Genomic DNA, 23,311 nt, shown 5'->3' with positions numbered 1-23,311 from the left:
GAACATGACGAGAGCCCCTTCCAGCTCGAGATGGCCCGTGCGCTCGGCACGCATCACAGCGCCGTCGCCTGCGGGGAAGGCGATATCGCCGCCGTCTTCCCTGACGTTATCCGCTTCACGGAGCGGCCGATCCTGCGCACTGCCCCTGCCCCGCTCTACAAGCTCTCGAGCCTCGTGCGCGAGGCCGGCTTGAAAGTGGTGCTGACGGGCGAAGGCGCCGACGAAGTCTTTGCCGGCTACGATATTTTCAAGGAGGCCAGGGTTCGGCGCTTTTGCGGGAGACAGCCCAGCTCCCGCATCCGGCCGCATCTGTTCCGCAAGCTCTACCCCTATCTTCCGGGCCTGAGGCAGCAATCGGCCGAGTACCTGTTCTCCTTCTTCGGGGCTAGCGGCGCGGCGCTCGACGATCCGCTGTTCTCCCATCGGCCGAGGTTCGACGGCACGGCGGCGACGAAGCTGTTCTACTCGGGCGATCTGCGTGCCACATTGTCCGGATATGACGCCGCCGAGGAGCTCGCCGCGCGGCTGCCCAAGGCGTTCGCCCGCTGGCATCCCTTGCATCAGGCGCAATATCTGGAAGCCCGCTTCCTTCTCCCCGGCTATATCCTGTCCAGCCAGGGCGACCGCATGGCGATGGCCCACGGCATCGAGGGCCGCTTTCCCTTCCTCGACCATCATCTGGTCGAGTTTGCCGCCGGCCTTCCTCCCGAGATGAAGCTGAAGGGGCTCGTGGAGAAGCATATTCTCCGGGAGGCGACCAAAGACCTGCTGCCGGCCGCCATCGGCCGGCGGACCAAGCAGCCCTATCGCGCACCGGACAGCCAGTCCTTCGTTGGGCCGGGCACGAGGGACTATGTCCAGTCGGCCCTGGGCGACGCCGCAGTCAGCGCCGGCGGGCTCTTCAATCCGAAGGCAGTGGCAAAACTACATGAGAAATGCAGCCGCCAGCCGGCCTCCGGCTTTCGCGACAACGCGGCCTTTGTCGGCATCCTGTCGACGCAGCTGTGGCTGACGACTTTCACCGGCACAGGCATTTGCAACGCAAAGGCCGCCTGACACCACCAAGGAAAGCGAACGACATGACCGATACGATCCGAGACGCAGTGAAGGCCTTTGTCATCGAGAACTTCCTGTTCGGCGACACCACCCACGCCCTCGCCGATACGGACTCGCTGATCGAGAACGGCATCATCGATTCGACCGGCGTTCTGGAACTGGTGGCCTTTATCGAGGACCATTGCGGAATCACAGTTGCGGACGCCGATATCGTGCCGGCCAACCTCGATTCACTGGCGCGCATCACGGCCTTCATCACAGCGAAGGCCGCATCGCTCGTCGCGGCGTGACGGCTGGCAGCGGAAGGCCCGAGCTCATGCGGGTCGAGCAATTCCTCATCACGAACGCGGCCGCGCATGGCGCGAAAACGGCGCTTGTCACCGACCGGAAGCGGTTGCGCTATGACGAGCTCGACGATCTGTCGAACCGGCTCGCGACCGCCCTCGCCGCGAACGGCGTGCAGCGCGGCGACCGCGTTCTCGTCTTCATGGACAATTGCTGGGAAGCCGCCGTCTCGATCTTCGCGGTTCTCAAGGCGGGCGCGACCTTCAGCCCGATCAACGCCTCCACCAAGGCCGACAAGCTCGCTTATGTCATCGACGATTGCGAGGCTGCGGCGATCCTGACCCAGGCCAAGCTGATGCCTGTCGTGATCCAGGCGCGTGCGCTGTCGGACCAACCGCTCTTCGTCGCGTCGACGCAAGCGCCATCCAGCCATACACCGGATGGCGCTGCCTCCTTCGAGGATTGTCTCAAGGTCGCGCCCGTGCCCGTTCGCCATGGCGGGATCGACATCGACCTCGCCATGCTGATCTACACCTCGGGCTCCACCGGCCGCCCCAAGGGCGTGATGATGACGCATCGCAATATCGATGCCGCGGCCGAATCCATCACGACCTATCTGCGCAACACCCCTGACGACATCATCCTCAATGTCCTGCCCCTGGCTTTCGACTACGGCCTCTATCAGCTGCTGATGGCGATGAAGCTCGGCGCGACCCTCGTCCTCGAAAAATCCTTCGCCTTTCCGCAGGCCATTTTCGAGCGCATCCGCGCCGAGAAGGTCACCGGTTTCCCGCTGGTGCCGACGATGGCGGCGCTGATCCTGCAGATGCGCGATTTGGCGCCGGGTTTCCTGCCGAGCCTGCGCTATATCTCGAACACCGCCGCCGCCCTGCCGCCGGTGCATATCGCCCGGCTGCGCGAGCTGTTCCCCGGCGTGCAGCTCTATTCCATGTACGGTCTGACGGAGTGCAAGCGCTGCACCTACCTGCCCCCGGAGGAGCTGGACCGCCGGCCGGGTTCCGTCGGCATCGCTATTCCCAACACGGAAGCGATCGTCGTCGACGATGAGGGCAACCGCGTGCCACCGGGCGTGGCGGGCGAGTTGGTCATCCGCGGCCCGCATGTCATGCAGGGCTATTGGCGCAACGACGTGGCCACGGAGCAGATGCTGCGTCCCGGGCCGCATCCCTGGGAAAAGCGGCTCCACACCGGCGACCTGTTTCGGACGGACGAGGACGGCTTCCTCTATTTCGTTGGCCGTAAGGACGACATCATCAAGACGCGCGGCGAAAAGGTTGCCCCGAAGGAAGTCGAAACTGTGCTGCACGCCCATCCCGGCATCGTGGAAGCCGTGGTGACCGGCGTGCCGGATCCGGTGCTCGGCCACGCCATTGCCGCCCTCGTCGTTCTCTCGGACGAGACCCTGAGCGAACGGGACATCATTCGCTACTGCTCCGTTCATCTCGAGGATTTCATGGTGCCGAAGCTCATCGAGTTCCGCCGCGAGTTGCCGAAGACCGATACCGGAAAGGTCAGCCGAAGACTGGCGGCCGAAACGTTGGGGACTGCAGAATGAACCACTCCCTCGCCCCGAGCCGTCCCGCCTTCTCGGCCGACGCGCTGACGCTCGACAACGCTGCGGAAACCGATCGCATCGTCGCCGGGTTGCGCGAGCAGCTACGCGGCATGCGCAAGCGCGGGCTCGTGCTCGGCCTCTCTGGCGGCATCGATTCCAGCGTCTCGGTCGCGCTCGCCGCCCGCGCCGTCGGCGCGAAGAACGTCTTCTGCCTGTTCATGCCGGAAAACGACTCCGATCCCGACAGCCTCCGCCTCGGCCGGCTGGCCGCCGAAACCTTCGGCGTCGAAGCGATCGTGGAGGATATCGGCCCGACGCTGCACGCGATGGGTTGTTATGAGCGGCGGGATGCCTTCATCCGCGAGCTGGTGCCGGAATACGGGCCGGGCTGGGCCTCAAAGATCGTCATCGCCAATTCGCTCGCCGGCGAGGGCTACAACATCTCCTCGCTGGTGGTGCAGGGCCCCGAAGGCCGGCAGACGAAGCTGCGCATGTCGCCGGCGGTCTATCTCGGCATCGTCGCCGCCACCAACATGAAGCAGCGCACGCGCAAACAGATCGAGTACTATCACGCCGACCGGCTGAATTTCGCCGTGCTCGGCACGCCGAACCGGCTCGAATACGACCAAGGCTTCTTCGTGAAGAATGGCGACGGCGCAGCTGACGTCAAACCGATCGCCCATCTCTACAAGAGCCAGGTCTATGCGCTTGCCGCCCATCTCGGCATTCCCGAGGAAATCTGCCGCAGGGCGCCGACGACCGACACCTATTCCCTCGAGCAGACGCAGGAAGAGTTCTATTTCTCCCTGCCCTATGACCGCATGGATATTTGCCTCTTCGGCCTGAATAACGGCCTTTCAGCCGTGGAGGTCGGCACCGCCGCGAAGCTGACTACGGTCGAGGTCGAACGCGTCTGGGCCGATATCGCCGCCAAGCGCCGGGCGACGCGCTATCTGCACCTTGGCCCGCAGCTCGTCCGCCCCGTCGAGGAAATCGCCTGCTGAGATCGGCGCGACAATCGGGATTATGTTGCCGCGCGCGCACAATGATGGCCTATTCGAACCGCTCCCCGGCCAGGCGATTCCAGTGCTCGCCGGCCAGCCCGTTGAAGAAGCCTTGCGAGCTCAGGAACGCGTTCACCAGTTCCTCGTCGCGCGAATGCACCACGGTCGAGGCCGGTTGAGTGAAGGCGACCCGTCGACCCAGCATCGCTGCCAGCAGGGCGGGTTGCGTCCGGCCGCGCAGGCCGGCGGCGCCGCGCCGCGCTGCATCGCCAATCAAGCAGTCGATGACGGAACCAGCTTGCCCCGGCAGGGCCAGAACCTGCAGCACGCGCGCCATCCTGCCCGGGCGGGTGTGATAGAGGAAGGCGCCGACCAGCGCCCCGCTGGGGGAGGAGACGGACGCGAACACGGCCTCGCCATAGTCCGGCTTCTGGGAAGCCTCCCCGAGGATATGCGCAAGCTGCTCCGCGCTCCAGTCGGGTCGGAGCGGGAACTGGCGCATCAACGGGTCCAAAAGAGCCGCAAAACCGGCATGATCGATTTCGGCAACCTTGAGGCCGCCCTTGCGATTCCAGAGTTCCGGGACCCCGGACCAGCGCATCTCGTTCTCCTGCATCCGTCCGCGAAGATAGCGATCGAGTCCGCGCGCGAGCGGGTCAAGCAAGCGCACGGCGCCGGCTCGCCGCGAGGCTAGATCGAGCAGGAAGGCCGAAGGCCGGATTACCCGGATCCAGTCCAGGCTGTATTGCGGCAGGGCGACCCCGCGCAGTTTCGTCCACATCTGCGTCGAGAGGGCATTTGCGGTTTCGCTGAAGGAGATGTCCTGCGGCCCGGCCAGGAATGTCCTGAGCAGCCTTGCGCCGGCCATCGGGTCGTTCGCCCGCGTTTCGACCATGAGCGAACCACAGATGGCGGCGCGCAGCTTGCGCTGGCCATGCCTCATCGGCAGTACATTCACGCCGACAAAGCCTGAAATGTCGCCTTCGCTCGCAATATGGACGAGAGACGCGATCTCCGGATCGCAGACCGGGCCTTCGAGATAGTGCCAGCGCAGATAAGTCTCAAGCGCCGGAGGCGGCGGCTTTCCACCGTCCCGGAAGGTTCTTTGAAAGAGCCCGACGACGGCCGGAATATCCGCAGCCTGCAGGGGACGAATCTCGCTCATGCCAAACTTGCGGAGGACGAGATCGCGGGCGCACCGTTCTCCAGCTTGCGGAGGAGTGCGACACGCGGCATTCCGACCTCATCCTTGGCGAATGTCACGGGTTCATAGGCCTTGGCTCTGGCTATCAGGGCAGCCACCTGGCGGTCCTGCCCCTGCCCGAACTCGAACAGCAGCCAGCCACCAGGCTTGAGGAAATCGATTGCGTCCCGGATCAGCCGCTGGTGGATCGAGATGCCGTAAGGCCCCCCGTCGAAGGCCTCGCGCGGCTCGCCCTCAAGCAGATGCGCGCTCTCGCCTTCGAGGCGCGCGGTTGAGATATAGGGCGGATTGCAGACAATCATGTCCGCCGCGCCGATAAGCCCATCGCCCTCCAGCGCACCGAACAGATCCCCTTTCCGGATGGTGACCCGGTCCTGAAGGGCCAAGCGTTCGGCATTGCTACGGGCCAGCGCGACCGTGCTGTCAGTCACGTCCACCCCCCAGACGCAGGCCGACGGAACTTCCGCCGCGATCGCCAGAGCAAGGTTGCCGGAGCCGCAGCACATGTCGATCACCATCGGGCCGGGCGCGCGATCGCGAAGAATCGCGAGCGCGCTCTGTCCGAGCAACTCTGTTTCCTGACGCGGCACGAGAACGCCCGGAGCCAGTTCGAGCATCACGCTCATGAAACGATGCAGGCGGGGCGTAGAACGACCGGCTAGGGCTGCTGCTCTGTGCGGCACGGCGGTTCCTTACGTCATCCGACGGTATTGCATACACAATGACCTATCGCGCTCCGGTAAACGGCTGCTAAAGATATCCGCCGATACTTCGCAGCGCGCCAGCTCGGCCATATAGATGCCGTCCCATCCAAGGGATGTGGCTCCAATCAGAGCTACCCAGCTGTAAACTTCAATGACCGACTTTGGGCGCATTGCTGTCATTCGCCTCCGGCGCATAAGTCGCCGCGTCGCCTAACACGCTAAGCCCGCCACTCATCCTGTCAGGCGGCAGTTACCTTGGATCGGATTCTCCGCCTCAAGTATCCGCTTCCAGCAAATGAAGATTGAAAGTTTTCCATTCCGTTTGTGGATTCATTTTTTTCAAAATTTTCTAAGATGATATAACGCATTGACTTTATGCCGATTAAAGTCCCTCTCCCGCTACCACTTCAAACGCCACTATCGTACGCAATGGCCGATTGTGGCGGGCTGCCCATGCGGTGTCCTGTGCGATAGCGGCTATATCTGACCTTCCTAGGGCGAGTAGAAGCCTTCAGCGACCTACAGCATCTCGCTCAGTGACGCCAATGCGGCTAACGATGCCGTCACCAGATATTCTCGCCGTCACCCACGCGTATCGGCTTCACCCATCGGAAGTTTCGCGCTCGCCTGCCGGGCTTCGCCTTCGATCTCGATCTTGCTCCGCGCTTGAAGATCGAAGCGCACCGTTACGGTGCGCATGCGCGCATGCAGGACTCCGTCCAGCGTACCGCGCATTTCATGCAGATAAGTCAGCGACGATTTCCCAAGCTTTTCTATAACGCTGCGAACGGTGACCAGAGTTCCCGCCGCGGTTTCATGCACGTAGTCGATCTCCATCCTCACATCGCCCAGCCGAGGGTCGGCGTCAAACGAGGATCGGCAATCCTGCCCAGCAACTGGAAACTGGCGTCATCAAACATCGCCACATAATGACGAACGTTGAGATGGCCCATCGCGTCGCACATCCAAGGATGCACGACGCCGACATAGGTTTCGATGCCGGGCGTCAAAACCCGACCTCGTTTGCGCCCTTGAGATCCAGCAGTTGACGGGCTTCGTCGGGCGTCGCGATTTCGAGCGACAACTCGTTGAGAATGCGCTTTATCTTGGCAACCTGTTCGGCATTGCTCTTAGCGAGCGTGCCCTTGCCGACATAGAGGCTGTCTTCCAAACCGACCCGTACATTGCCGCCCATGATCGCGCCCATCGTGCAGAGATTTATCTGGTGCTTGCCCGCGGCAAGGATCGACCAGAGATAATCGTCTCCGAACAGCCGATCAGCCGTCCTGCGCATGTGCATCATGTCTTCTGGGTCGGCGCCGATTCCGCCCAGCAGCCCGAAGATCGTCTGGACGAAAAGCGGCGGCTTCAGCAGCTTGCGGTCTAGAAAGTGCGCAAGCGTATAGAGGTGACTGACATCGTAGCACTCGAACTCGAATTTCGTGCCGTAAGCCTGGCCGACTTCGACGATGATACGCTCGATCTGCTCGAACGTGTTGGAGACGATGCCCTTCTTTGTGTCTTCCAGGTAGCCCTTCTCCCAGTCGTATTTCCAGTCGGTGTATTTCGGCGCGATGTGGTGCAGGGCGAAATTCATAGATCCCATATTGAGCGAGCAGAGTTCCGGCTTCGAAGCGTGCGCGGCTTCAAGGCGCTCTTCGAGGGTCATCTTCAGCCCGCCGCCGGTGGAAATGTTCATCACGGCGTCGGTCTGCTGCTTGATGCGCGGCAGGAAATCCATAAACAGCTTTGGATCAGGGGTAGGCTTGCCGGTCTCCGGATCGCGGGCATGCAGATGGATCACCGACGCTCCGGCTTCGGCTGCTCCGACGGCGGCGTCGACGATCTCGGACGGCGTTATCGGCAGATACGGGCTCATCGTCGGCGTGTGGATCGAGCCGGTGACCGCACAGGTGATGACGACTTTCGGCGATTTCTTCATTGTTGAACTCTCTCTTGTCTGCCTTTTGTTGTTATCTCTCGAGCGCGAGGCAATCCTCACGACCACAGCCCAATCGAACCGCCTCGCCCGCATTGAGTTCGGACCGAGACGATGCGGCAAGCTTGACAATGAATTTCAGGCCGCCCGCCGTCACAGCGACGAGCCGGATGTGATCCCCGACATAGACGGACTGAACGACGGTTGCCGCAATCACGTTGAGGGCGGTGGAGCCATCGTGCAATAAGGACATGCGCTCGGGCCTGATCGACAGCGTCACCCTGGCGCCCGCAGGGGGCGTCGCGCCAGGGGAAATGGCGTTCAACACCAGATCGCCATCGTCGAGATGGACGGCCACGCCACCGTTTTCACCGCCGGCAAGCACGGTGCCGGACATGCGGTTGTTCTCGCCGATGAAGCTCGCCACAAAGCTGCCCGTCGGACGCTCATACAGTTCGCGTGGTGTCGAAAGCTGCTCGATGCGGCCGGCACTGAACACCGCGATCCGGTCCGACATGGTCAGCGCCTCGGTCTGGTCGTGTGTCACATAAACGAACGTGACGCCGAGCCGGGCATGGATATCCTTGATTTCGAACTGCATCTGCTCGCGCAATTGCTTGTCGAGGGCGCCGAGCGGTTCGTCCATCAGGACAAGATTTGGTTCGAAGATCAGGGCGCGGGCAACCGCGACGCGTTGTTGCTGCCCGCCCGAAAGCTGCGCCGGACGCCGGTTGCCGAATTCGGGCAACTGGACCATATCGAGAACGTTCCTGACACGTCGCGTCACCTCGTCGCGGCCAAGTTTGCGGACCTCGAGCGGGAAAGCCAGGTTTTCGGCGACCGTCATGTGCGGGAAAAGCGCGTAGTTCTGGAACACCATGCCGATGCCGCGACGATTGGCGGGAACGTTGTCGATGCGCTGACCGTCAATGAGGATTTCGGCCTCGGTCGTATCTTCGAACCCCGCAAGCATCATCAACGCCGTCGTCTTGCCAGACCCGGAAGGCCCCAGCAGCGTCAGGAATTCGCCGCGCATGATTTCCAGGTCGAGCTGACGCACCGCCTGGACCGTCTGCCCGTAGCGCTTGCTGACGCCACGAAACTCGACATGAACCGGGCCACGCGGGGATCCGCCCATCACCGCGCCTGCGCCTTGGGATCACGGCGTGCCGAAGCCGGGCGTTTGCGCGCAGGCTGAGCCTCAGCCGCCGCCGCGGCGCGAAGAATGATGTCGGCGGCCTCACGCAGATCGGCAACCAGCGCCTTGCGCGCAGCCGCGCCATCGGCGCGACGCAGCGCCGCGAGCATTTCGTCGTGATGGTCCAGGCCCAGGCCGTAGGTCACGTCCGAGCGGACGATGTTCAGAAACGGTCCTGCCTGCAGCCACAATTTCTCAATGATCTGCTGGATGAGAGGTGACCGCGCGGCATGGTACATCGTGAAATGGAAGCGCCTGTTCAGGCCGAGATAATTAGCCATGACATTGCTCTCGACGCATTCGCGCATCAGCCCGTTCAGCTTCGCCAATTCATCGAGTTCTTCGGGCGTGATGGTCGTCGCGGCCCACTCGGCCGCCGTTCCTTCGACGCTGCAGCGCACACGCACCAGATCCGAAATACGCGCCACCGTGGCCTCGGGGACGATGACGCCCCGATTTGGGTGGTCGAACATTGCCTCGTCGCTGACGAGTTGCCGCAAGGCCTCGCGCACCGGCATGGCGCTGGTCCGGTACTGTTCGGCAAGCTGTCGCACGACCAGTCTTTGGCCGGGCAGGAAGTCACCGTTCATCAGTGCTTCCTTCAAGCCCGTATGGACACGAACATGAGCTGTCTTTTGCGCGGCCGAGCCGGCACTGGCATCCTTGCGATCAAGCATCAGTTTGTCCGGCGCGGCAGTATTTTGAGGTTGCTCGACAGGAAATCGTCGAATGCGCCGGCGAAGCCGTCGAGTTCGGCGTCGCCAAATGGCAGTGACAACGCCAGCATGCCGCGCGGCGTCACGTAGTACCCTCGCAACAGCATTTCGATATGCCAAAGCGCAATCACCGAAGGATCGGCATCGTCGAGCCGCGCCGGAGTGTCCACCGGCCCCCTGACGAAATGCAGGTTCATCAACGACCCACGCCCTATGACGATGCCCTCGACGCCATGCCTTTCAAGGGAGACGTTCATCGCTTCGCGCAGGCGATCGCCGCGCGCATTGATCGCGCGGCTCGCCTCTTGCGTCAGCACCTGGGTCAGACCGGTGAAGCCAGCAGCCATGCTGAGAATATTGTTGTTGAACGTCCCGCCATGCGAGAACGCACCGGGCAAAGCCGGATCGAAGCGATCGACGAGGTCGGCGCGTCCACCGAATGCGCCAAAACTGGCGCCGCCGCCGATATACTTGCCGAGCGTCACGAAATCGGGAAAAATCCCATGCGCCCCGTGGAGCGCGCGGTAGTCGAGGCGCGAAGTCATGACCTCGTCGAAAATCAGCAGCGCCCCGGTCTCCTTCGTCACCGCGCGCAGCGCTTCCAGGGACTCACGCGTCGCCGGGATGCAGCCGCCGCCGCCCATCATCGGCTCGACGATCACCGCGGCAAGCTCGTCGCCCTGTTCCTTGATGACCGCCACGGCGCCTGCACTATCGTTGTAGTCGGCGAAGACAAAGGGGAAAGGCAAATTGAGTGGCGAGCCGCCATGCGCAAAGGTGAGTACGCCACCGTGGTAGCCCTCGCGGAATGCGAGTATCTTCGAGCGCTGGGTAATGGCGCGAGCCGCCGAAATAGCCATGATGTTCGCCTCGGTGCCCGAGTTGCAGAAGCGCACGCGCTCGATGGCCGGAAAACGGTCGACCACCGCGGCAGCCAGGCGCGCCTCATAGCGGTTGGGTGCGCCCAGCATGATGCCACCCTGTATGACGTCCACAAGGGCCGCCGAAATCGCCTTGTCGGAGTGGCCGTAGAAACCGGCACTGTATTCCGAGACCAGGTCGACATAGGTATGGCCGTCCAGATCGGTCACCCTGCAGCCTTCACCGGAAACAAACGATACGGGGAATGGCCGATACCATAGAACAGCCCTCGTATTGCCGCCCGGCAACGATGCCGCGGCCTCGTTCTGACGCGCCAGGCTGTTCGGGTTGGCGTCAGCGAAACGCTGTCGCGCCTCGTCCAGAACAGCAGCGAGACTGACATTGGCGCGCACGTCTCTAGTGCCTTGCAGCATTCGATCAAATCCCTTTGGCTTTTTCACTTTTTTGCACCGTATCGTAAATTCCTGTTGCTAATCAATCCATTTTGCGTTTGAAATTTGATCAAATCTACAACGATAAGAAAGGGGAACTGCAATGAGGACTTATCTGCAAGCCGTATCTGCCGCCGCGATCTGCCTCGCGACCTCGACTTTGGCCGCGTCCGCGGCCGACCCCGTCACGGTGGTCGGCTGGGGGGGTACATGGGACAAGGCCTACAAGGATGGGGTCTGGGACAAGTACACCGAAAAGACGGGCGTTCCGATCGTCATGGAAGAATGGGGCGGCGAGGTCGCCAAGGTGCGTGCCCAGGTGCAGGCAGGCAACATCACTTATGACGTCGTCTCGGTCGAAGCGCCCGCCATGGAAGTCGGCTGCGCCGAAGGCCTGTTCGTCCCGCTGACGCCCGAGATCACCGGCGACGCGGCGAATTATCTTCCAGGCACCCTGCACGAATGCGGCGTCGCATCCGACACCTGGGCTACGGTCCTTGCCTACAACACGAAGGTCTACAAAGGTGACGCCGCGCCGAAGAGCTGGGCGGATTTCTGGAACGTCGAGAAATTTCCGGGAAAGCGCGGGCTTTACCAGCAGGCACAGTTCACGCTGGAAAATGCGCTGATGGCCGACGGCGTGAAACGCGAGGACATGTACAAGGTGCTGGCCACGCCGGAAGGTGTCGATCGGGCTTTCGCCATGCTCGACAAGATCAAGCCGAACGTCGTCTGGTGGTCCACAACGACGCAGGGCATCCAGAACCTCGACAGTGGTGAAGTGGCTCTCAGCGACGGGTTCAATGCGCGCATCACCAACGAAGCCATCAACGAGAAGAAGCCCTATGCGATCGCATGGGACGCTGGCTTCTTCTATGGCACCGACTACTGGGCGGTGGTGAAGGGCGCGCCGCACCAGCAGGCCGGGCTGGATCTCCTCAAGTGGTTCTCCATCCCTGAAAACCAGGCCGGCTTCTCGAAACTCTATGCCTATGGCACCGGCCGCAAGGAAGCCGCCGACCTCATTCCCGCGGATTGGAAGGCCAACCTGCCGACGTCGCCGGAGCACCTTCAGTACGGCGCCTCCTATGACAACGACTTCTGGACCGAGCACAAGGAAGCACTGGAAGAACGCTTCAAGGCCTGGCTCGCGAAGTAACCCAGGCATGTTGGTCGGGACAAAGCCGGCTATGAAGCGGCGCCAACGGGGCGGCATGCTCGCCCTGTTGACGGCCCCGCTTATTCTGTTCGTCGTCATTCTGTTTCTGTGGCCGGTAGCGCGCTTCCTCGCTCTGGCCGTCGACAACTCGGATTTCTCGAACAACCTGCCGCGCACAATTGCCGCTCTGGCGGGCTGGAATGCGGATAGCGGCCTGCCTGGCGAACCCGTCTTTGCAGCACTCGTCGAGGATTTGGCCGACGCGCGGCGCGCCGGGAAGGAAGGTGTCCTGGCGCAACTCGTGAACCAGCGCGTCGTCGGCAGCCGTTTCCTCGTCATCAAGACGGCAAAGGATGCGGCCGACGGCAAACTCACTATGCGTCCCGTGCGCGACGAGGTGCTCTCCAAACAGGCCGGCTGGAAAAACATCGATCTCTGGCAGGTCATAGCGCGCCAGCAAAGCGCGCGAACGGACTATTATCTGTTGGCGAGCCTGGACCTGAAGCGAGGCGCGGACAATTCGATCGAAGCCGTTTCCGCCGACCGCGCCATCTTCGTCGACGCGCTGCTGCGTACGATCTGGATCAGCATCGTGGTGACCGTCATCTGCGCGGTGCTCGCCGTGCCGCTGGCGCAGGCAATTGTCAGCGCGCCCCCGGCGTGGTCGAAGCTGATGTTCGCGTTGATCCTGTTTCCGCTCTGGACGTCGCTGCTGGTGCGCACCGTCATCTGGATCATCGTGCTGCAGAAGAACGGCCCCGTGAATTCCACTCTGCTCGGATTGGGTATCGTCAGCGAACCCCTCGACCTCATCTACACCCGCTTTTCGCTCTATTTGGCGATGGTTCAGGTTATGCTGCCTATGATGGTGCTCTCCGTCGTCGCTGTCATGCGGCGGGTTCCGACCACCTACATGCGCGCGGCACTGTCGCTGGGTGCGCCGTGGCTCACGGCGTGGCGCCGCGTGCAGTTACCGTTGATCCTGCCAGGGATCCTGTCCGGCGGGGCGATCGTTTTTGTCTTCGCACTTGGCTACTACATCACCCCGACGCTTGTCGGCGGGCCGACCGACCAGATGATCTCCAGCTACATAGCTTTCTACACGAACAGCACACTGAACTGGGGCATGGGTGCAGCGCTTTCGCTGCAACTGCTGATGATCCTCGTGTTGTTTGCGTTGCTGTTCTGGACGGCGTCCGTCCTCTTCCGCCGCAAGGCGCATGTCGCATGAGCGCCGACCGCTTCCGGAAGTGGCTGATGTATGCCTATGCGGCGACGTTGCTGGCGTTCATCATCCTGCCCCTGCTGATCGTGATCCCTATGTCGCTGACCTCGAGCAATTCGCTGGCATTTCCGACGCCGGGCTGGTCGCTGCGCTGGTATGCCGAACTGTGGGTCGACCAGCGTTGGCCGAACGCACTGTGGAACTCGGTCGTCATCGGGCTGTCCACCACGGTTCTGGCGTTGCTGCTCGGCATACCTGCGGCGATCGGACTCGCCTGGGGCGATTTTGCCGGCAAACGGATTCTCTACGCGATCATCGCCGCGCCCTTAGTGACGCCGGTTGTCATCGTCGGCGTCGCGGCTTTTTCATTCTTCGCCACACTGGGACTCGTAGGCAACAAGCTATCCATCATTCTGGTGCATACGGCGATGGCCGTGCCTGTGATGCTGACGACTGCCGTCGCCAGCCTTTCGACCTTCGACCGGACATTGGTTCGCGCGGCCGCATCGCTCGGCGCCGGCACCATCCGCACATTCTTCAAGGTAGTGCTGCCGCTGATAGCGCCGGGCGTCATTACAGGGGCCATCATCGCCTTCATCATCTCTTTCGACGAAGTCGTCGTCGCAAGTTTCCTCTCGACAGGCGCGGAGCGAACCTTGCCTCGCATGATCTTCTCCGGGGTTCGCGAATCCATCAGCCCTGCCATCGCGGCCGTCGCTGTGCTGCTGATCGCATTCTCTGCGACCCTGCTTGGTGTCATCGCCATCCTTCAGGGCCGCTCGCAAACTCTCCGCGCAAGGGCATCGGCATGAGACTGGTTCCATCGGTACAGCAGTTGGAGACCGAGATGACGACCTGGCGGCGGCATCTGCATGCCAATCCAGAACTCGGCTTCGAAGAGTTCGAGACGGCGCGTTTCGTGGCGGACAAACTGCGCTCGTGGGGCATCGAGACGACCGAAGGCGTCGGACGGACAGGTGTCGTCGGTACGCTCAGGGGCAGGCTCGGCGCTGGTCGCAGTCTTGGCATCCGAGCCGACATGGACGCCCTGCCGATGACCGAGGCGCGGCCGCTGCCGCATGCATCCCGCATTCCCGGGAGGATGCATGGCTGCGGCCATGACGGTCACACGACGATGCTGCTCGGCGCAGCCTCGGCGCTTGCCCGCTCGCCCGACTTCGCCGGCACCGTGCATTTCATTTTCCAGCCGGCCGAGGAGGGCCGAGGTGGGGCCCTCGCCATGCTGAATGATGGCCTTTTCGAGCGTTTCCCCTGCGATGAAGTCTACGCGCTGCACAATTGCGAACGGCCGCTGGGCGAGATCGCCGTCCACCACGAGACGGTGGCAGCGGCGGCTGATCGCTTCGAGATCGTCGTGCATGGAAGGGGCGGCCATGCGGCGATGCCGCATCTTGCGATCAATCCACTCCCCGTCGCCGCGCGCATCCTGCTGGCAATCGAAGCCCTGCCCGGTCGCCTGACCGATGTGCACTCTCCGGCAATCGTCACCGTTGGCAGCCTGCGCGCCGGCGAAGCCTTCAACACCATCCCCGATGCGGCGTTTCTGACCGGCACCGTGCGCACCTTCGACCATCAGGTTCAAAAGACGCTGGAGATGGCAATCCGCCGCATCGCGAAAAACGAGGCCGAAGCTTTTGGCGCCAGCGTCGATATTCGCTACGAAACGCCCTTCGCGCCGACGATCAACACTCCGGCGCAAGCCGACGCGATGATCGCGATTGCGAACGAGGTGATGGGCTCGGAACGTCTCGTCGTCGATCCGCCTCCCGAGATGGGTTCTGAAGATTTCTGCTACATGTTGGAACAGCGGCCGGGCTGCTATTTCTTGCTTGGCCAGGCGGACGACGCGCACCAGGCCGCCGCGCACGACACCAATTACGATTTCAACGACGCTATCCTGCCGATGGGCGCCAGTCTTTGGGTCAGGCTGGTGGAGCGCCGCCTGTCCGCCGCAGGCGCATCGTGATGCAGTTGCCGGAAAAAGACATCCGCTGGCGGAGCCATTGGCTGCGGCAGGCATTGCCCGAGGACCCGGACCTTGCGCCTCCGCTCGAAGAGACAACGCAGGCCGACATCTGCATCGTTGGCGGCGGGTATCTCGGACTGTGGACCGCCATTCGCCTCAAGCAGCACAATCCAGGCTTCGACATTGTCATTGTAGAGCGCGACATTTGTGGTGGTGGCCCGAGCGGCCGCAATTCCGGAATGGTGCTTTCGGCGTGGACCAAATACAGCGCGGTTGCCGCGCTGCGCGACGGAAACGACGCGCTTTCGATCATCAAGGCATCCGAAGCCGCGATCGGCGGCATCGAGGCTTTCTGCAAGGCCGAGGCAATCGACGCCTGGTTCGATCGCATCGGCTGGATCTGGGGCGCTACGTGCGAAGCACAGCTTGGCGCCTGGGACGACGCGTTAAACAAGCTGGCAGCGCACGGCTACGTCCCGGCGCGGCGAGTTTCGCGCCCGGAGATCGCGGCGATGGCCGGTACGACGAGCCACCTTGGCGGTGCGTTCGACGCTTCGTCGGCAACTGTGCATCCAGGGTTCCTGGTGCGCGGCCTGCGTCGTGCAGCGCTGAACCGCGGCGTTCGGATCTATGAAAAGTCGCCGATGAAGCGGTTTTCGCGACGTGGCAAGCTCACGGTGGAAACGGCGAAAGGAACTGTGTCCTGCGGCAAGGTCGTGCTTGCCATGAACGCCTGGTCCGGGGCGATTCCGGAACTGGCCCCTGCGATCTTCAACATCTCCAGCGACGACGCCATGTCACAGCCCATTCCAGACCTTCTCGACAAGGTCGGCTACCGCCGGGCGCCGCTGATGATCGATTCCCGCGTCTTCGTTGGCGGTTGGTCTCCGACGCGCGATGGTCGGCTGTCCGTCGGCGTCAGCGGTGGCGTCATTGGCTTCGGCGGCATCGTCGACCAGCGTTTCCATGGCCTGTCGCCACGGGTCGCCGAAATGCGTCGCGTGCTGCGGGATGGCCACCCGGCGCTCGCCGATTTCCCGCTCGAAACATCGTGGAACGGCCCGATCGACCGGACGGTCAGCGGCGTGCCGCTGTTCGGCGCTTTGCCCGCTAATCGCGATGTCGTCTACGGCTACGGCTTTTCCGGCAATGGCACGACAATGGCTTATATCGGCGGCGAGATCCTCACCAGCCTGCTGACTGACGGCGAATCGGAACTGACGCATTCGGCGCTGGTGCGTCCGGTGGCGCGCGGTTTCTCGCCCGAACCCTTTCGCTTCGTCGGTGCGCATTTCGTCCGTGGCGCGGTGCGTCGGCGCGACGATCTTGAACATGCCGGGCGCAAGCTGGATCCGGTGACGAGATGGCTCGCCGGGCTGGCTCCGTCCGGCGTCACTCCCTCCAAAGCCAATCTTCGCGCAAAGAAAGGATGACAATGTCCAAGGCCAGGATTTTCAAGCACAGCGAGTTGACTCTGAAGCCATCAGTCACGCCGACCGGAACGTCGTCGATCGCGCGCGTCATCAATGCCGAGATCAGCCGGACCATGGGCGGTGGCATTGAGTATCTGGAGAACGCCTCGATCGACTGGACCGTGACCTATGACGAGGTGCTGTTCATCCATGAAGGCACGCTGACGATCGAACTGGATGACGGCCGCCACGAATGCCGCCCTGGCGACATCGTCTGGCTGCCCAATGGCACGCATCTGAAATACATCGCAACCGAACGCACCGGCTATTTTTACTGCCTGTACCCATACGACTGGGCCGCGCGGCAAGGGACGGTAGAACCTTGAAGTGACAGGCATATCATAGGTTCGCCTTTCACCGCGCAGTTCCGGGGTAGTGAAACAGCTGTTGGCAGCTCCGCGAAGTACGCATTGCAGGTCAATATCGTCGGCTGCAAAGCGTCACGCTTGGAAGCGATTTCATGGTGATAGCGGCCAGGAAGGGCAGCTAGCCAGCTTTCCGCCCAAGTGCGATGTGAGATATCCGCCGATCCGCCTGGCAGACGGCGGATTGTCATCATAGCAATATGCATATTAGCTATTCCTTGACAATCTGCCTGGGCTCTGGTTTCCTGATTTAACGGGTGTTTAACCAAGTTCGTTGCGTTTTTTTTACGGACGGTGTTCGCATGTCAACGTTAGTTGTCGCGGACCCGCGGGGGGTGTATCTCGCTGGTCTGGAATGGGTTTTGCAGAAGGCTGGACACGATGTTGTCGCCCAGTGTCGCCGCCCTGTGGACGTTCTCGCTCATGTGGAGCGCCATCGACCTGATATGGTCATCGTTGGCGTGGATCTCGCGGACCAGCAGACATCAGGTCTTTCCTCACGGCTGAAGGCCTGCAGCAGCGCTCTCGGCATCATCTTCATCGTGCAGCCAACCGGCGGGCTCGATGTCAGGGAAATACAGACGCTCGACGTCGACGGCCTGTTTCTGGACGGCATCAGCCACCGCTTTCTCATCGAATGCGTGAATGCGGTGGCGGCGGGCAAGAAGTGGATCGACAACAAGATCGTCCAGCAGCTGCTGATGCCCGGATCGCAGCCGCAGCCAATGTCCAGGCTGACCGGGCGGGAGACCGAGATCGCCGATCTCGTCTCGCGCGGGCTGCGCAACAAGGCCATCGCGCAGCGGTTGCACGTATCCGAAGGCACTGTGAAGATGCACCTGCATCACGTCTATGAGAAGCTGCACCTCGGCAGCCGGGCGGAACTGGCCTGGGTGTCGCATGGCAAGGGCCTCCCCCCCTCAGGAACGGGCCTCCTCTGAAAGCTGCACTTTTATCGGGCATCCAAGTGAGGCCGGCAACGGGCAGGAAAGCCGCGCGATAGCATCGGCCGTGACATCGTCTGTTTCTCGACGATTGCGGACGCCTGCTCTCGGTCCGACCCGTCTGATAACCGGGGATTGGCTTGGCGGTTGCTGGCTCTCCCCTCCTCCGGTTCCTTTAGCAAACAGGCTACCACAGCATACACCGCAAGCTGCCGCTTTGCGTAACGTCCGGCCCCTCGAAGGGGGCCGGATCGCTTGCGTTGAAGCTAATGAAGGCTACGAGAACGTCATCAAACGATGAAGTCCTGGCTTGCGAGGATGCTTAGTGTTTGAGTAGCGGCATCCCCGTCGAGGTCGGTGTTTGCCAGCGTGAATTCGAACGGCTGATCGTCAACCGGACCCTCGATGCTCGTCGAGAAGTCGAGGATGCGAACACCCGAGTTGGCACCGGCGACGTGGAACTGAACGTAGGCCGTGTCGAAGGCTTGACCACCATCGTCGTCGATGGTCACGGTCTGATTGCCCGAGCGCAAGCCAGTAACGTTGTCGATATTGTGATCGATCAGATTGCCGCCATCGTCGTAAAGCCACGATTCTACCGTGATGGCGTTGATGTTTCCAATTCCTGCGACCGCGAAGGCCAGATTGTTGATGTCAGACCCGTCCGCAGTGGAGAAGGTGAAGCCCTCATTGTTGTTGATCTGCGAAGCCTGACCGCCTTTCACGCCGAACCCAACTGCATCGGGGTTAAGGTCGTCAGCCGCTACAGTCGGGCCTCCCAGTGGAGCAGTGTTGAACGGCGCAAAGGCTGCCTCGGTCGCGTTCGCTGCGGGCGTAGCGTTGAAGATCAGACCGTCAAAGACGATGCTGCCGGTGTTATCCACCGTGGGTACTATCAAGGTCTCCTGGGGACCGCCCGACTTGACCGCATTGAAGTTGAGGTCGGACTGCTCACCCTGGGGTGTGAAGAGCACGTCGAAGGTGTATCCCGAGTCGGTCACGTTCAGTTGGTAAAGGTCCGTATCGGTGGCCACGTCGTGGTACGTCAGCGTGGTTCCGTCGGCGTTGAGAATCTCCTCGATGGCAGTGCCACCGAGATCGGTGTAAGCGGTGATGGTGACGTGTGAGCCATCGGCTCCGGGAGTAAGGTCGAACGTCCCGGTGTCCTGTTGATTGGCGGCCAATCCGACCTGGAACGGCGTGGCATCACCAGTGATGCCGTCGAACGTCGGCCCGGCGTCCTCGAACACGAGGTGCGTCCCGAGATCCTCGTGGTTGACGACCGTCACCTCGCTCGATGAGGGGAACGCGACTTCGAGGTTCTCAACGCGCACGCCGGACGTGCTTTGCTTCGTGTCGTAGAAAAATCGAACGTAGATTTGGTCGACGCTATCGGCCGATTCGATGGTGTAATTCTCAAAGACGGAGCTGCCCCCAGGTAATACTACTGTGTCGGTCCCGTGCTCAATTACTATCCCATTATCGACAGTCCACCACTCAATGTTAACGCTCTTCACGCCGCCTACGCCCTGGACGTCGAACCTGATACCGCCGATCTCGTTCGCATCCGGACTAGCAGAAGTCCAGGCCGCGTCTTGAACGAAGAAGCCCTCATTTTGATTCAACTGAGAGGCTTGGCCGCCCTTCACACCGAAGCCGATCGCGTTGGGGTTCAGATCATCATCGGTTCCGGGGTTCGTGTTGATGGTCGTCGGATCAGTGACTGCACCTGCCGGGAAGATGAGCCCATCAAACTTGGCGCTGTGATTGTCAGTGAGATCGGCTGTCGCAACCGTGAGCGTCTCCTGCGGACTACCTGACGGGATCGACGCGAAGTCCAGCGACTGAAACGTCGTTACGAGTTCGGTGGTCGTTACATCCAGTGTGATCTTGCCTTCGGCGAAAGACAGGATGTCGGCATCGTCAACGGCGAGGGGATCGTTGTGATGCAGCGGTTCGTATTGGACGAGGTAAATCTGCGCTGACGACACGTCAGTCTTATCAAGCGCAACCGCGAACGCCAGATCGCCCGTGGGGTCAGCGACACCATTCACGGCCTCGCGCCCATAAATGACGTCGCCCTCGTTGTAGAGGAAGATTTCCGTACCGTCGACGGTAAAGAGGCCGCTCGTCGTGCCGTCAGCGGGGATCGACAGCGCCAAATCGGTCGCTCCGGTTGTGTCAAGTAGGGCGGTGTTGACGGCCACCTGCGGAAAACCTGTCGTGGCGTCGGTACCGAGACTGATTCCCGCCACACCCAGGGCCACGAGATCGTCGATGAGCGCCTGGTCGAGGAGGACATCATTGTCATCGGTGACAGTCTGTACGCCGATCTGCTCATCGAGAACGAGATTTGTGTTGGTAATAGTAGCCATAACCTGCCTCCCAATTGTGATTGAGCTGTTCCAGGGTTAGTTGGATTAGGTCAGGCCGCGGCGAAATGGTGGATCGTAGAAAACCACGATTGCCCCCCCCGGCTATCACTTGAGATGCCAACAAACCCTGGCTGCTGAGGGGCCTATTTGGCGCAGCCTAAGGACGGCTGGTCAACTTTCCGTCTGATAGTATTACGACCTATATCGAACGATATATATCGTTTCGAAAGTGTCGCTGCCATCAATATAACTAGAAACATTAGCCCGCGAGAAGAGCCGTAGTGAAAGCTCGCATCCGAGCAAGCCACACGTGTCAACCGCTTTGCAAAACTGAGCCCCGATCAGCGTCCAATTTTGACTCCCTCTAAGTAAGGGCACGTTGTTTGGCGCTCGCAGGAGCTTTCGGGTTGCAGCCCGCCGAGCGCGGATGAGTTTGGCCGTGTTAGGTTGATCAGGCGCTGTTCTTGATACGCCGGAACTCGTTGCCCCGTCTCGACGATCTCATAGTGATGGATGAGACGATCCGAATTAATCGAGGATGACGAATCCGTGGCGGGTGAGATAGTCGGCGATGCGGCCCTGCTTGCCGGCACGACTCCGGTCTTGAACTGGTCGACCAGACCGAAGACGTTGCACCTGCACCTTCTCTACGAAAATCTGCACCTCGGCAGTCGGCCGGAATTGGTCTGGGTGTGGCGCATGGCATGGGCCTCGCCCCCAGGAACGGGCCTTCCTCCGACATCCGCGCTGGCATCGACATGAGGCCGGCAAGGCCGGAAAGCCGCGCGATGGCATGCCAATAAGATCCGTCGCAGCGCCTGCGCCGGACTGATCTATCGAAAGATATATATCGTTCGATCAGGTGCGGACATTGACCTCAATACCATCGAACCGGGAATGGACGCCTCCTCTTAGGCCGCGACACAATGGAGGATCACGGCCGCATTGGCTGCCCCGCGATCTGTTGCACGAGATGTCATCCCGCGAGATATGAACGATGAAGATCACCCAACAGCCCCCTGCCCTGCAAGTGGTTATGAAAGAGGTCAGGCGCGCCATCCGGCCACTGATCTGGTTCAGCGGCGGCATCAACGTGCTGATGCTGACCGGGGCGCTATACATGCTCCAGGTCTACCACCGCGTGCTGTCCAGCCACAGCCTGGAGACGCTGGCGATGCTGTCGCTGATGGCGGCGGCCGCGCTCGGGACGCTCGCCGGGTTGGAAGTAATACGCGGGCGTCTTCTGGCCAAGGTCGGATCATGGATGAACGCGCGCTTGGGACCGGTTCTCCTGACCGCATCGGTGGAATATGCCGCCTCGGCGCCCGGCCAGGCCAACGCCCGTCCGTTGCGCGATCTGGACCAGGTGCGGAATTTCTGCACCAGTCCCAGCATCTTCCCGATCCTCGACGCGCCTTGGGCGCCGCTGTTTTTCGCTGCCATATTCATCATGCACCCCTGGCTGGGTTGGCTGGCGCTTGGCGGCGGGATCATCCTGTTCGCTTTGGCGCTGCTCAACGAATATGTCACGCGAAAGCCCTTGATCGAGGCTGCGGGTGCGCAGTCGCGGGCCTATGTGCAGGCCGAGGCGGCGATCCGCAACGCCGAGGTCGTCCAGGCGATGGGTATGCTAAAGCCGCTGATGGAAGGCTGGAAGGCACAGCAGGACGAGGCGAACAAAGGACAAGTCCTTGCCGCTAACCGGGGTGGGGTCATCGCGGCCATCGCGCGTTGTCACCGGCTGGCCCTGCAAATGGCCATACTCGGCCTCGGTGCCTATCTGGTTCTTCGCAACGAGGCCTCGCCCGGTATCATGATATCCGCCTCGATCCTGATGGGGCGCGCATTGTCACCGGTCGAGCAAGCGATCGGCACCTGGAAGGCGACGGTCGGAGCCCGTGCCGCTTACCGGCGCCTCACCGCGGTCGCCGGACAGCACCGGGAGGCCACACCGGTCCTGCCACTGCCCCGTCCGAAAGGCAGGTTCGAGGCCGACAACCTTGTGCTTGCCCGACAGGGTGGCGAGCATATCCTCAAAGGCATCAACTTCCGCCTCGAGCCCGGTGAAGCGATGGCGTTGATCGGCCCGAGCGGGGCCGGCAAGACGAGCCTGGCGCGCATACTCGCCGGCGCCTGGCGCCCGTCCGCGGGGCGCGCCTTGCTGGACGGAACGGATGTCGCCCAATGGGCGGCGGAGGACCGTGGTCGTCATGTCGGCTATCTGCCGCAGGACATCGAACTCTTCGCCGGCACCGTGTCCGAAAACATTTGCCGCTTTGCTACGCTCAACCCGGCGGTCTTCAACAAGGTGGTCGAGGCCGCGCAGCTGGCGGGAGTCCACGAGCTGATCAAAGGACTGCCGAAGGCGTATGGCACCGAGATCGGCGAAGCAGGTGCGATACTGTCGGGCGGGCAGCGCCAGCGCATCGGGCTGGCGCGGGCCCTCTACGGCGATCCCGCGCTGCTTATCCTCGACGAACCCAATTCCAACCTCGACAGGGAGGGCGAGGAGGCATTGATTGCCGCTCTCGGCGTGGCCAAGGCGACGAACACGACCGTTATCCTGATCGCGCACCGCGCCAACATTTTGGACAAGGTAGACAAGATACTGGTCCTCAACAGGGGTCAGCAAGATCTCTTCGGGCCGCGCGACCATGTCTTCAACGAACTCGCCAGCCGTGTCGGCAAGGTGGCCCATCTGCCCAAGGCGGCCCAGTTGCCAGCCCTTGAAGTGGTGAAGGAAATCAAAGAGGTCAAGGAAGCATGAGCCGCCCCCCCGAATTGAACGT

At 61.8% G+C, this 23,311-nt stretch carries 21 protein-coding genes; 12 read left to right on the top strand and 9 right to left on the bottom strand.

Features of this window, described 5'->3' with window-relative positions:
- The 4 genes from EN749_RS09445 to nadE form a co-directional block, all read left to right on the top strand.
- A partial coding sequence (locus tag EN749_RS09445) for an asparagine synthase C-terminal domain-containing protein (RefSeq protein ID WP_145990895.1) occupies nt 1-1,056 on the top strand: 1,056 nt, incomplete at its 5' end.
- 23 nt (nt 1,057-1,079) lie between these two features.
- On the top strand, nt 1,080-1,346 hold the full coding sequence (locus tag EN749_RS09440; protein WP_127809482.1) for an acyl carrier protein: 267 nt from the start codon (nt 1,080-1,082) through the stop codon (nt 1,344-1,346).
- 26 nt (nt 1,347-1,372) lie between these two features.
- On the top strand, nt 1,373-2,917 hold the full coding sequence (locus EN749_RS09435; RefSeq protein ID WP_128362993.1) for a class I adenylate-forming enzyme family protein: 1,545 nt from the start codon (nt 1,373-1,375) through the stop codon (nt 2,915-2,917).
- Entirely contained in the window at nt 2,914-3,921 is a 1,008-nt protein-coding gene (gene nadE, locus EN749_RS09430; RefSeq protein ID WP_127809480.1) for an NAD(+) synthase, read from the top strand. Before EN749_RS09435 ends, nadE begins: the two co-directional genes overlap by 4 nt.
- A 49-nt stretch (nt 3,922-3,970) precedes the next feature.
- On the opposite strand, the gene EN749_RS09425 is transcribed toward nadE, so the two are convergent.
- The 8 genes from EN749_RS09425 to EN749_RS09395 form a co-directional block, all read right to left on the bottom strand.
- A complete protein-coding gene (locus tag EN749_RS09425) occupies nt 3,971-5,086 on the bottom strand; it encodes a hypothetical protein (RefSeq protein WP_128362992.1) in 1,116 nt (371 codons plus the stop codon).
- Complete coding sequence (locus EN749_RS09420) at nt 5,083-5,751, bottom strand: HemK/PrmC family methyltransferase (protein WP_245472749.1); 669 nt, start codon at nt 5,749-5,751, stop codon at nt 5,083-5,085. Before EN749_RS09420 ends, EN749_RS09425 begins: the two co-directional genes overlap by 4 nt.
- A gap of 660 nt (nt 5,752-6,411) precedes the next feature.
- On the bottom strand, nt 6,412-6,666 hold the full coding sequence (locus tag EN749_RS38685) for a thioesterase family protein (RefSeq protein ID WP_245491321.1): 255 nt from the start codon (nt 6,664-6,666) through the stop codon (nt 6,412-6,414).
- Between the two features lie 2 nt (nt 6,667-6,668).
- Nucleotides 6,669-6,839: a hypothetical protein gene (locus tag EN749_RS38680; RefSeq protein WP_245491320.1), complete on the bottom strand. Its 171-nt coding sequence runs from the start codon at nt 6,837-6,839 to the stop codon at nt 6,669-6,671.
- A complete protein-coding gene (locus EN749_RS09410) occupies nt 6,836-7,771 on the bottom strand; it encodes a 3-keto-5-aminohexanoate cleavage protein (protein ID WP_127317813.1) in 936 nt (311 codons plus the stop codon). The genes EN749_RS38680 and EN749_RS09410 overlap by 4 nt, the downstream gene beginning before the upstream one ends.
- A gap of 31 nt (nt 7,772-7,802) precedes the next feature.
- Nucleotides 7,803-8,906 carry an ABC transporter ATP-binding protein gene (locus tag EN749_RS09405; protein WP_128362991.1) on the bottom strand — a complete coding sequence of 368 codons (1,104 nt, stop codon included), beginning with the start codon at nt 8,904-8,906 and terminating at the stop codon, nt 7,803-7,805.
- The gene (locus EN749_RS09400; RefSeq protein ID WP_127397404.1) at nt 8,906-9,643 is read right to left on the bottom strand and encodes a GntR family transcriptional regulator; all 738 of its coding nucleotides are present in this window, start codon (nt 9,641-9,643) and stop codon (nt 8,906-8,908) included. The genes EN749_RS09405 and EN749_RS09400 overlap by 1 nt, the downstream gene beginning before the upstream one ends.
- Nucleotides 9,643-10,977 (bottom strand): aminotransferase class III-fold pyridoxal phosphate-dependent enzyme, encoded by a 1,335-nt coding sequence (locus EN749_RS09395; RefSeq protein WP_128362990.1) that lies wholly within the window; start codon nt 10,975-10,977, stop codon nt 9,643-9,645. The genes EN749_RS09400 and EN749_RS09395 overlap by 1 nt, the downstream gene beginning before the upstream one ends.
- Before the next feature lie 121 nt (nt 10,978-11,098).
- Between EN749_RS09395 and EN749_RS09390 the strand changes: the two genes are divergently transcribed.
- The 7 genes from EN749_RS09390 to EN749_RS09360 all read left to right on the top strand — a co-directional run bounded on the left by EN749_RS09390 (nt 11,099) and on the right by EN749_RS09360 (nt 18,144).
- A complete protein-coding gene (locus tag EN749_RS09390) occupies nt 11,099-12,154 on the top strand; it encodes an ABC transporter substrate-binding protein (RefSeq protein ID WP_127809476.1) in 1,056 nt (351 codons plus the stop codon).
- A gap of 31 nt (nt 12,155-12,185) precedes the next feature.
- Nucleotides 12,186-13,385, top strand: a complete 1,200-nt coding sequence (locus tag EN749_RS09385; protein WP_189367429.1) for an ABC transporter permease — start codon at nt 12,186-12,188, stop codon at nt 13,383-13,385.
- On the top strand, nt 13,382-14,191 hold the full coding sequence (locus tag EN749_RS09380; RefSeq protein WP_127809474.1) for an ABC transporter permease: 810 nt from the start codon (nt 13,382-13,384) through the stop codon (nt 14,189-14,191). Before EN749_RS09385 ends, EN749_RS09380 begins: the two co-directional genes overlap by 4 nt.
- Nucleotides 14,188-15,366 (top strand): M20 aminoacylase family protein, encoded by a 1,179-nt coding sequence (locus EN749_RS09375; RefSeq protein WP_127809473.1) that lies wholly within the window; start codon nt 14,188-14,190, stop codon nt 15,364-15,366. The genes EN749_RS09380 and EN749_RS09375 overlap by 4 nt, the downstream gene beginning before the upstream one ends.
- Nucleotides 15,366-16,799: an FAD-binding oxidoreductase gene (locus EN749_RS09370; RefSeq protein ID WP_128362988.1), complete on the top strand. Its 1,434-nt coding sequence runs from the start codon at nt 15,366-15,368 to the stop codon at nt 16,797-16,799. Before EN749_RS09375 ends, EN749_RS09370 begins: the two co-directional genes overlap by 1 nt.
- Nucleotides 16,796-17,164 carry an AraC family ligand binding domain-containing protein gene (locus EN749_RS09365; RefSeq protein WP_210214714.1) on the top strand — a complete coding sequence of 123 codons (369 nt, stop codon included), beginning with the start codon at nt 16,796-16,798 and terminating at the stop codon, nt 17,162-17,164. Before EN749_RS09370 ends, EN749_RS09365 begins: the two co-directional genes overlap by 4 nt.
- Nucleotides 17,165-17,649: 485 nt before the next feature.
- Nucleotides 17,650-18,144: a response regulator transcription factor gene (locus tag EN749_RS09360; RefSeq protein ID WP_245491318.1), complete on the top strand. Its 495-nt coding sequence runs from the start codon at nt 17,650-17,652 to the stop codon at nt 18,142-18,144.
- 293 nt (nt 18,145-18,437) lie between these two features.
- On the opposite strand, the gene EN749_RS09355 is transcribed toward EN749_RS09360, so the two are convergent.
- The gene (locus tag EN749_RS09355) at nt 18,438-20,522 is read right to left on the bottom strand and encodes a hypothetical protein (RefSeq protein WP_128362987.1); all 2,085 of its coding nucleotides are present in this window, start codon (nt 20,520-20,522) and stop codon (nt 18,438-18,440) included.
- A 997-nt stretch (nt 20,523-21,519) separates the two neighbouring features.
- Between EN749_RS09355 and EN749_RS09350 the strand changes: the two genes are divergently transcribed.
- Nucleotides 21,520-23,289 carry a type I secretion system permease/ATPase gene (locus EN749_RS09350; protein ID WP_128362986.1) on the top strand — a complete coding sequence of 590 codons (1,770 nt, stop codon included), beginning with the start codon at nt 21,520-21,522 and terminating at the stop codon, nt 23,287-23,289.
- Nucleotides 23,290-23,311 lie beyond the last annotated feature (22 nt).

Source organism: Mesorhizobium sp. M7A.F.Ca.ET.027.02.1.1, from assembly GCF_004022985.1.
In the GTDB taxonomy this organism is placed as follows: domain Bacteria; phylum Pseudomonadota; class Alphaproteobacteria; order Rhizobiales; family Rhizobiaceae; genus Mesorhizobium.
The sequence above is the reverse complement of the archived record's forward strand: the minus strand, read 5'-3'. Positions and strand labels throughout refer to the sequence as shown.

What these genes read in the sequence shown, in the direction of transcription:
- EN749_RS09380 (WP_127809474.1), top strand. Translation starts at nt 13,382, where the DNA reads ATGAGCGCCGACCGCTTCCGGAAGTGGCTGATGTATGCCTATGCGGCG.
- EN749_RS38685 (WP_245491321.1), bottom strand. Translation starts at nt 6,666, where the DNA reads ATGGAGATCGACTACGTGCATGAAACCGCGGCGGGAACTCTGGTCACC.
- EN749_RS09405 (WP_128362991.1), bottom strand. Translation starts at nt 8,906, where the DNA reads ATGGGCGGATCCCCGCGTGGCCCGGTTCATGTCGAGTTTCGTGGCGTC.
- EN749_RS09375 (WP_127809473.1), top strand. Translation starts at nt 14,188, where the DNA reads ATGAGACTGGTTCCATCGGTACAGCAGTTGGAGACCGAGATGACGACC.
- EN749_RS09440 (WP_127809482.1), top strand. Translation starts at nt 1,080, where the DNA reads ATGACCGATACGATCCGAGACGCAGTGAAGGCCTTTGTCATCGAGAAC.
- EN749_RS09410 (WP_127317813.1), bottom strand. Translation starts at nt 7,771, where the DNA reads ATGAAGAAATCGCCGAAAGTCGTCATCACCTGTGCGGTCACCGGCTCG.
- EN749_RS09435 (WP_128362993.1), top strand. Translation starts at nt 1,373, where the DNA reads ATGCGGGTCGAGCAATTCCTCATCACGAACGCGGCCGCGCATGGCGCG.
- EN749_RS09365 (WP_210214714.1), top strand. Translation starts at nt 16,796, where the DNA reads ATGACAATGTCCAAGGCCAGGATTTTCAAGCACAGCGAGTTGACTCTG.
- EN749_RS09425 (WP_128362992.1), bottom strand. Translation starts at nt 5,086, where the DNA reads ATGAGCGAGATTCGTCCCCTGCAGGCTGCGGATATTCCGGCCGTCGTC.
- EN749_RS09395 (WP_128362990.1), bottom strand. Translation starts at nt 10,977, where the DNA reads ATGCTGCAAGGCACTAGAGACGTGCGCGCCAATGTCAGTCTCGCTGCT.
- EN749_RS09350 (WP_128362986.1), top strand. Translation starts at nt 21,520, where the DNA reads ATGAAGATCACCCAACAGCCCCCTGCCCTGCAAGTGGTTATGAAAGAG.
- EN749_RS09390 (WP_127809476.1), top strand. Translation starts at nt 11,099, where the DNA reads ATGAGGACTTATCTGCAAGCCGTATCTGCCGCCGCGATCTGCCTCGCG.
- EN749_RS09385 (WP_189367429.1), top strand. Translation starts at nt 12,186, where the DNA reads ATGAAGCGGCGCCAACGGGGCGGCATGCTCGCCCTGTTGACGGCCCCG.
- EN749_RS09420 (WP_245472749.1), bottom strand. Translation starts at nt 5,751, where the DNA reads ATGAGCGTGATGCTCGAACTGGCTCCGGGCGTTCTCGTGCCGCGTCAG.
- EN749_RS09370 (WP_128362988.1), top strand. Translation starts at nt 15,366, where the DNA reads ATGCAGTTGCCGGAAAAAGACATCCGCTGGCGGAGCCATTGGCTGCGG.
- EN749_RS09360 (WP_245491318.1), top strand. Translation starts at nt 17,650, where the DNA reads ATGGTCATCGTTGGCGTGGATCTCGCGGACCAGCAGACATCAGGTCTT.
- nadE (WP_127809480.1), top strand. Translation starts at nt 2,914, where the DNA reads ATGAACCACTCCCTCGCCCCGAGCCGTCCCGCCTTCTCGGCCGACGCG.
- EN749_RS09355 (WP_128362987.1), bottom strand. Translation starts at nt 20,522, where the DNA reads ATGGCTACTATTACCAACACAAATCTCGTTCTCGATGAGCAGATCGGC.
- EN749_RS09400 (WP_127397404.1), bottom strand. Translation starts at nt 9,643, where the DNA reads ATGCTTGATCGCAAGGATGCCAGTGCCGGCTCGGCCGCGCAAAAGACA.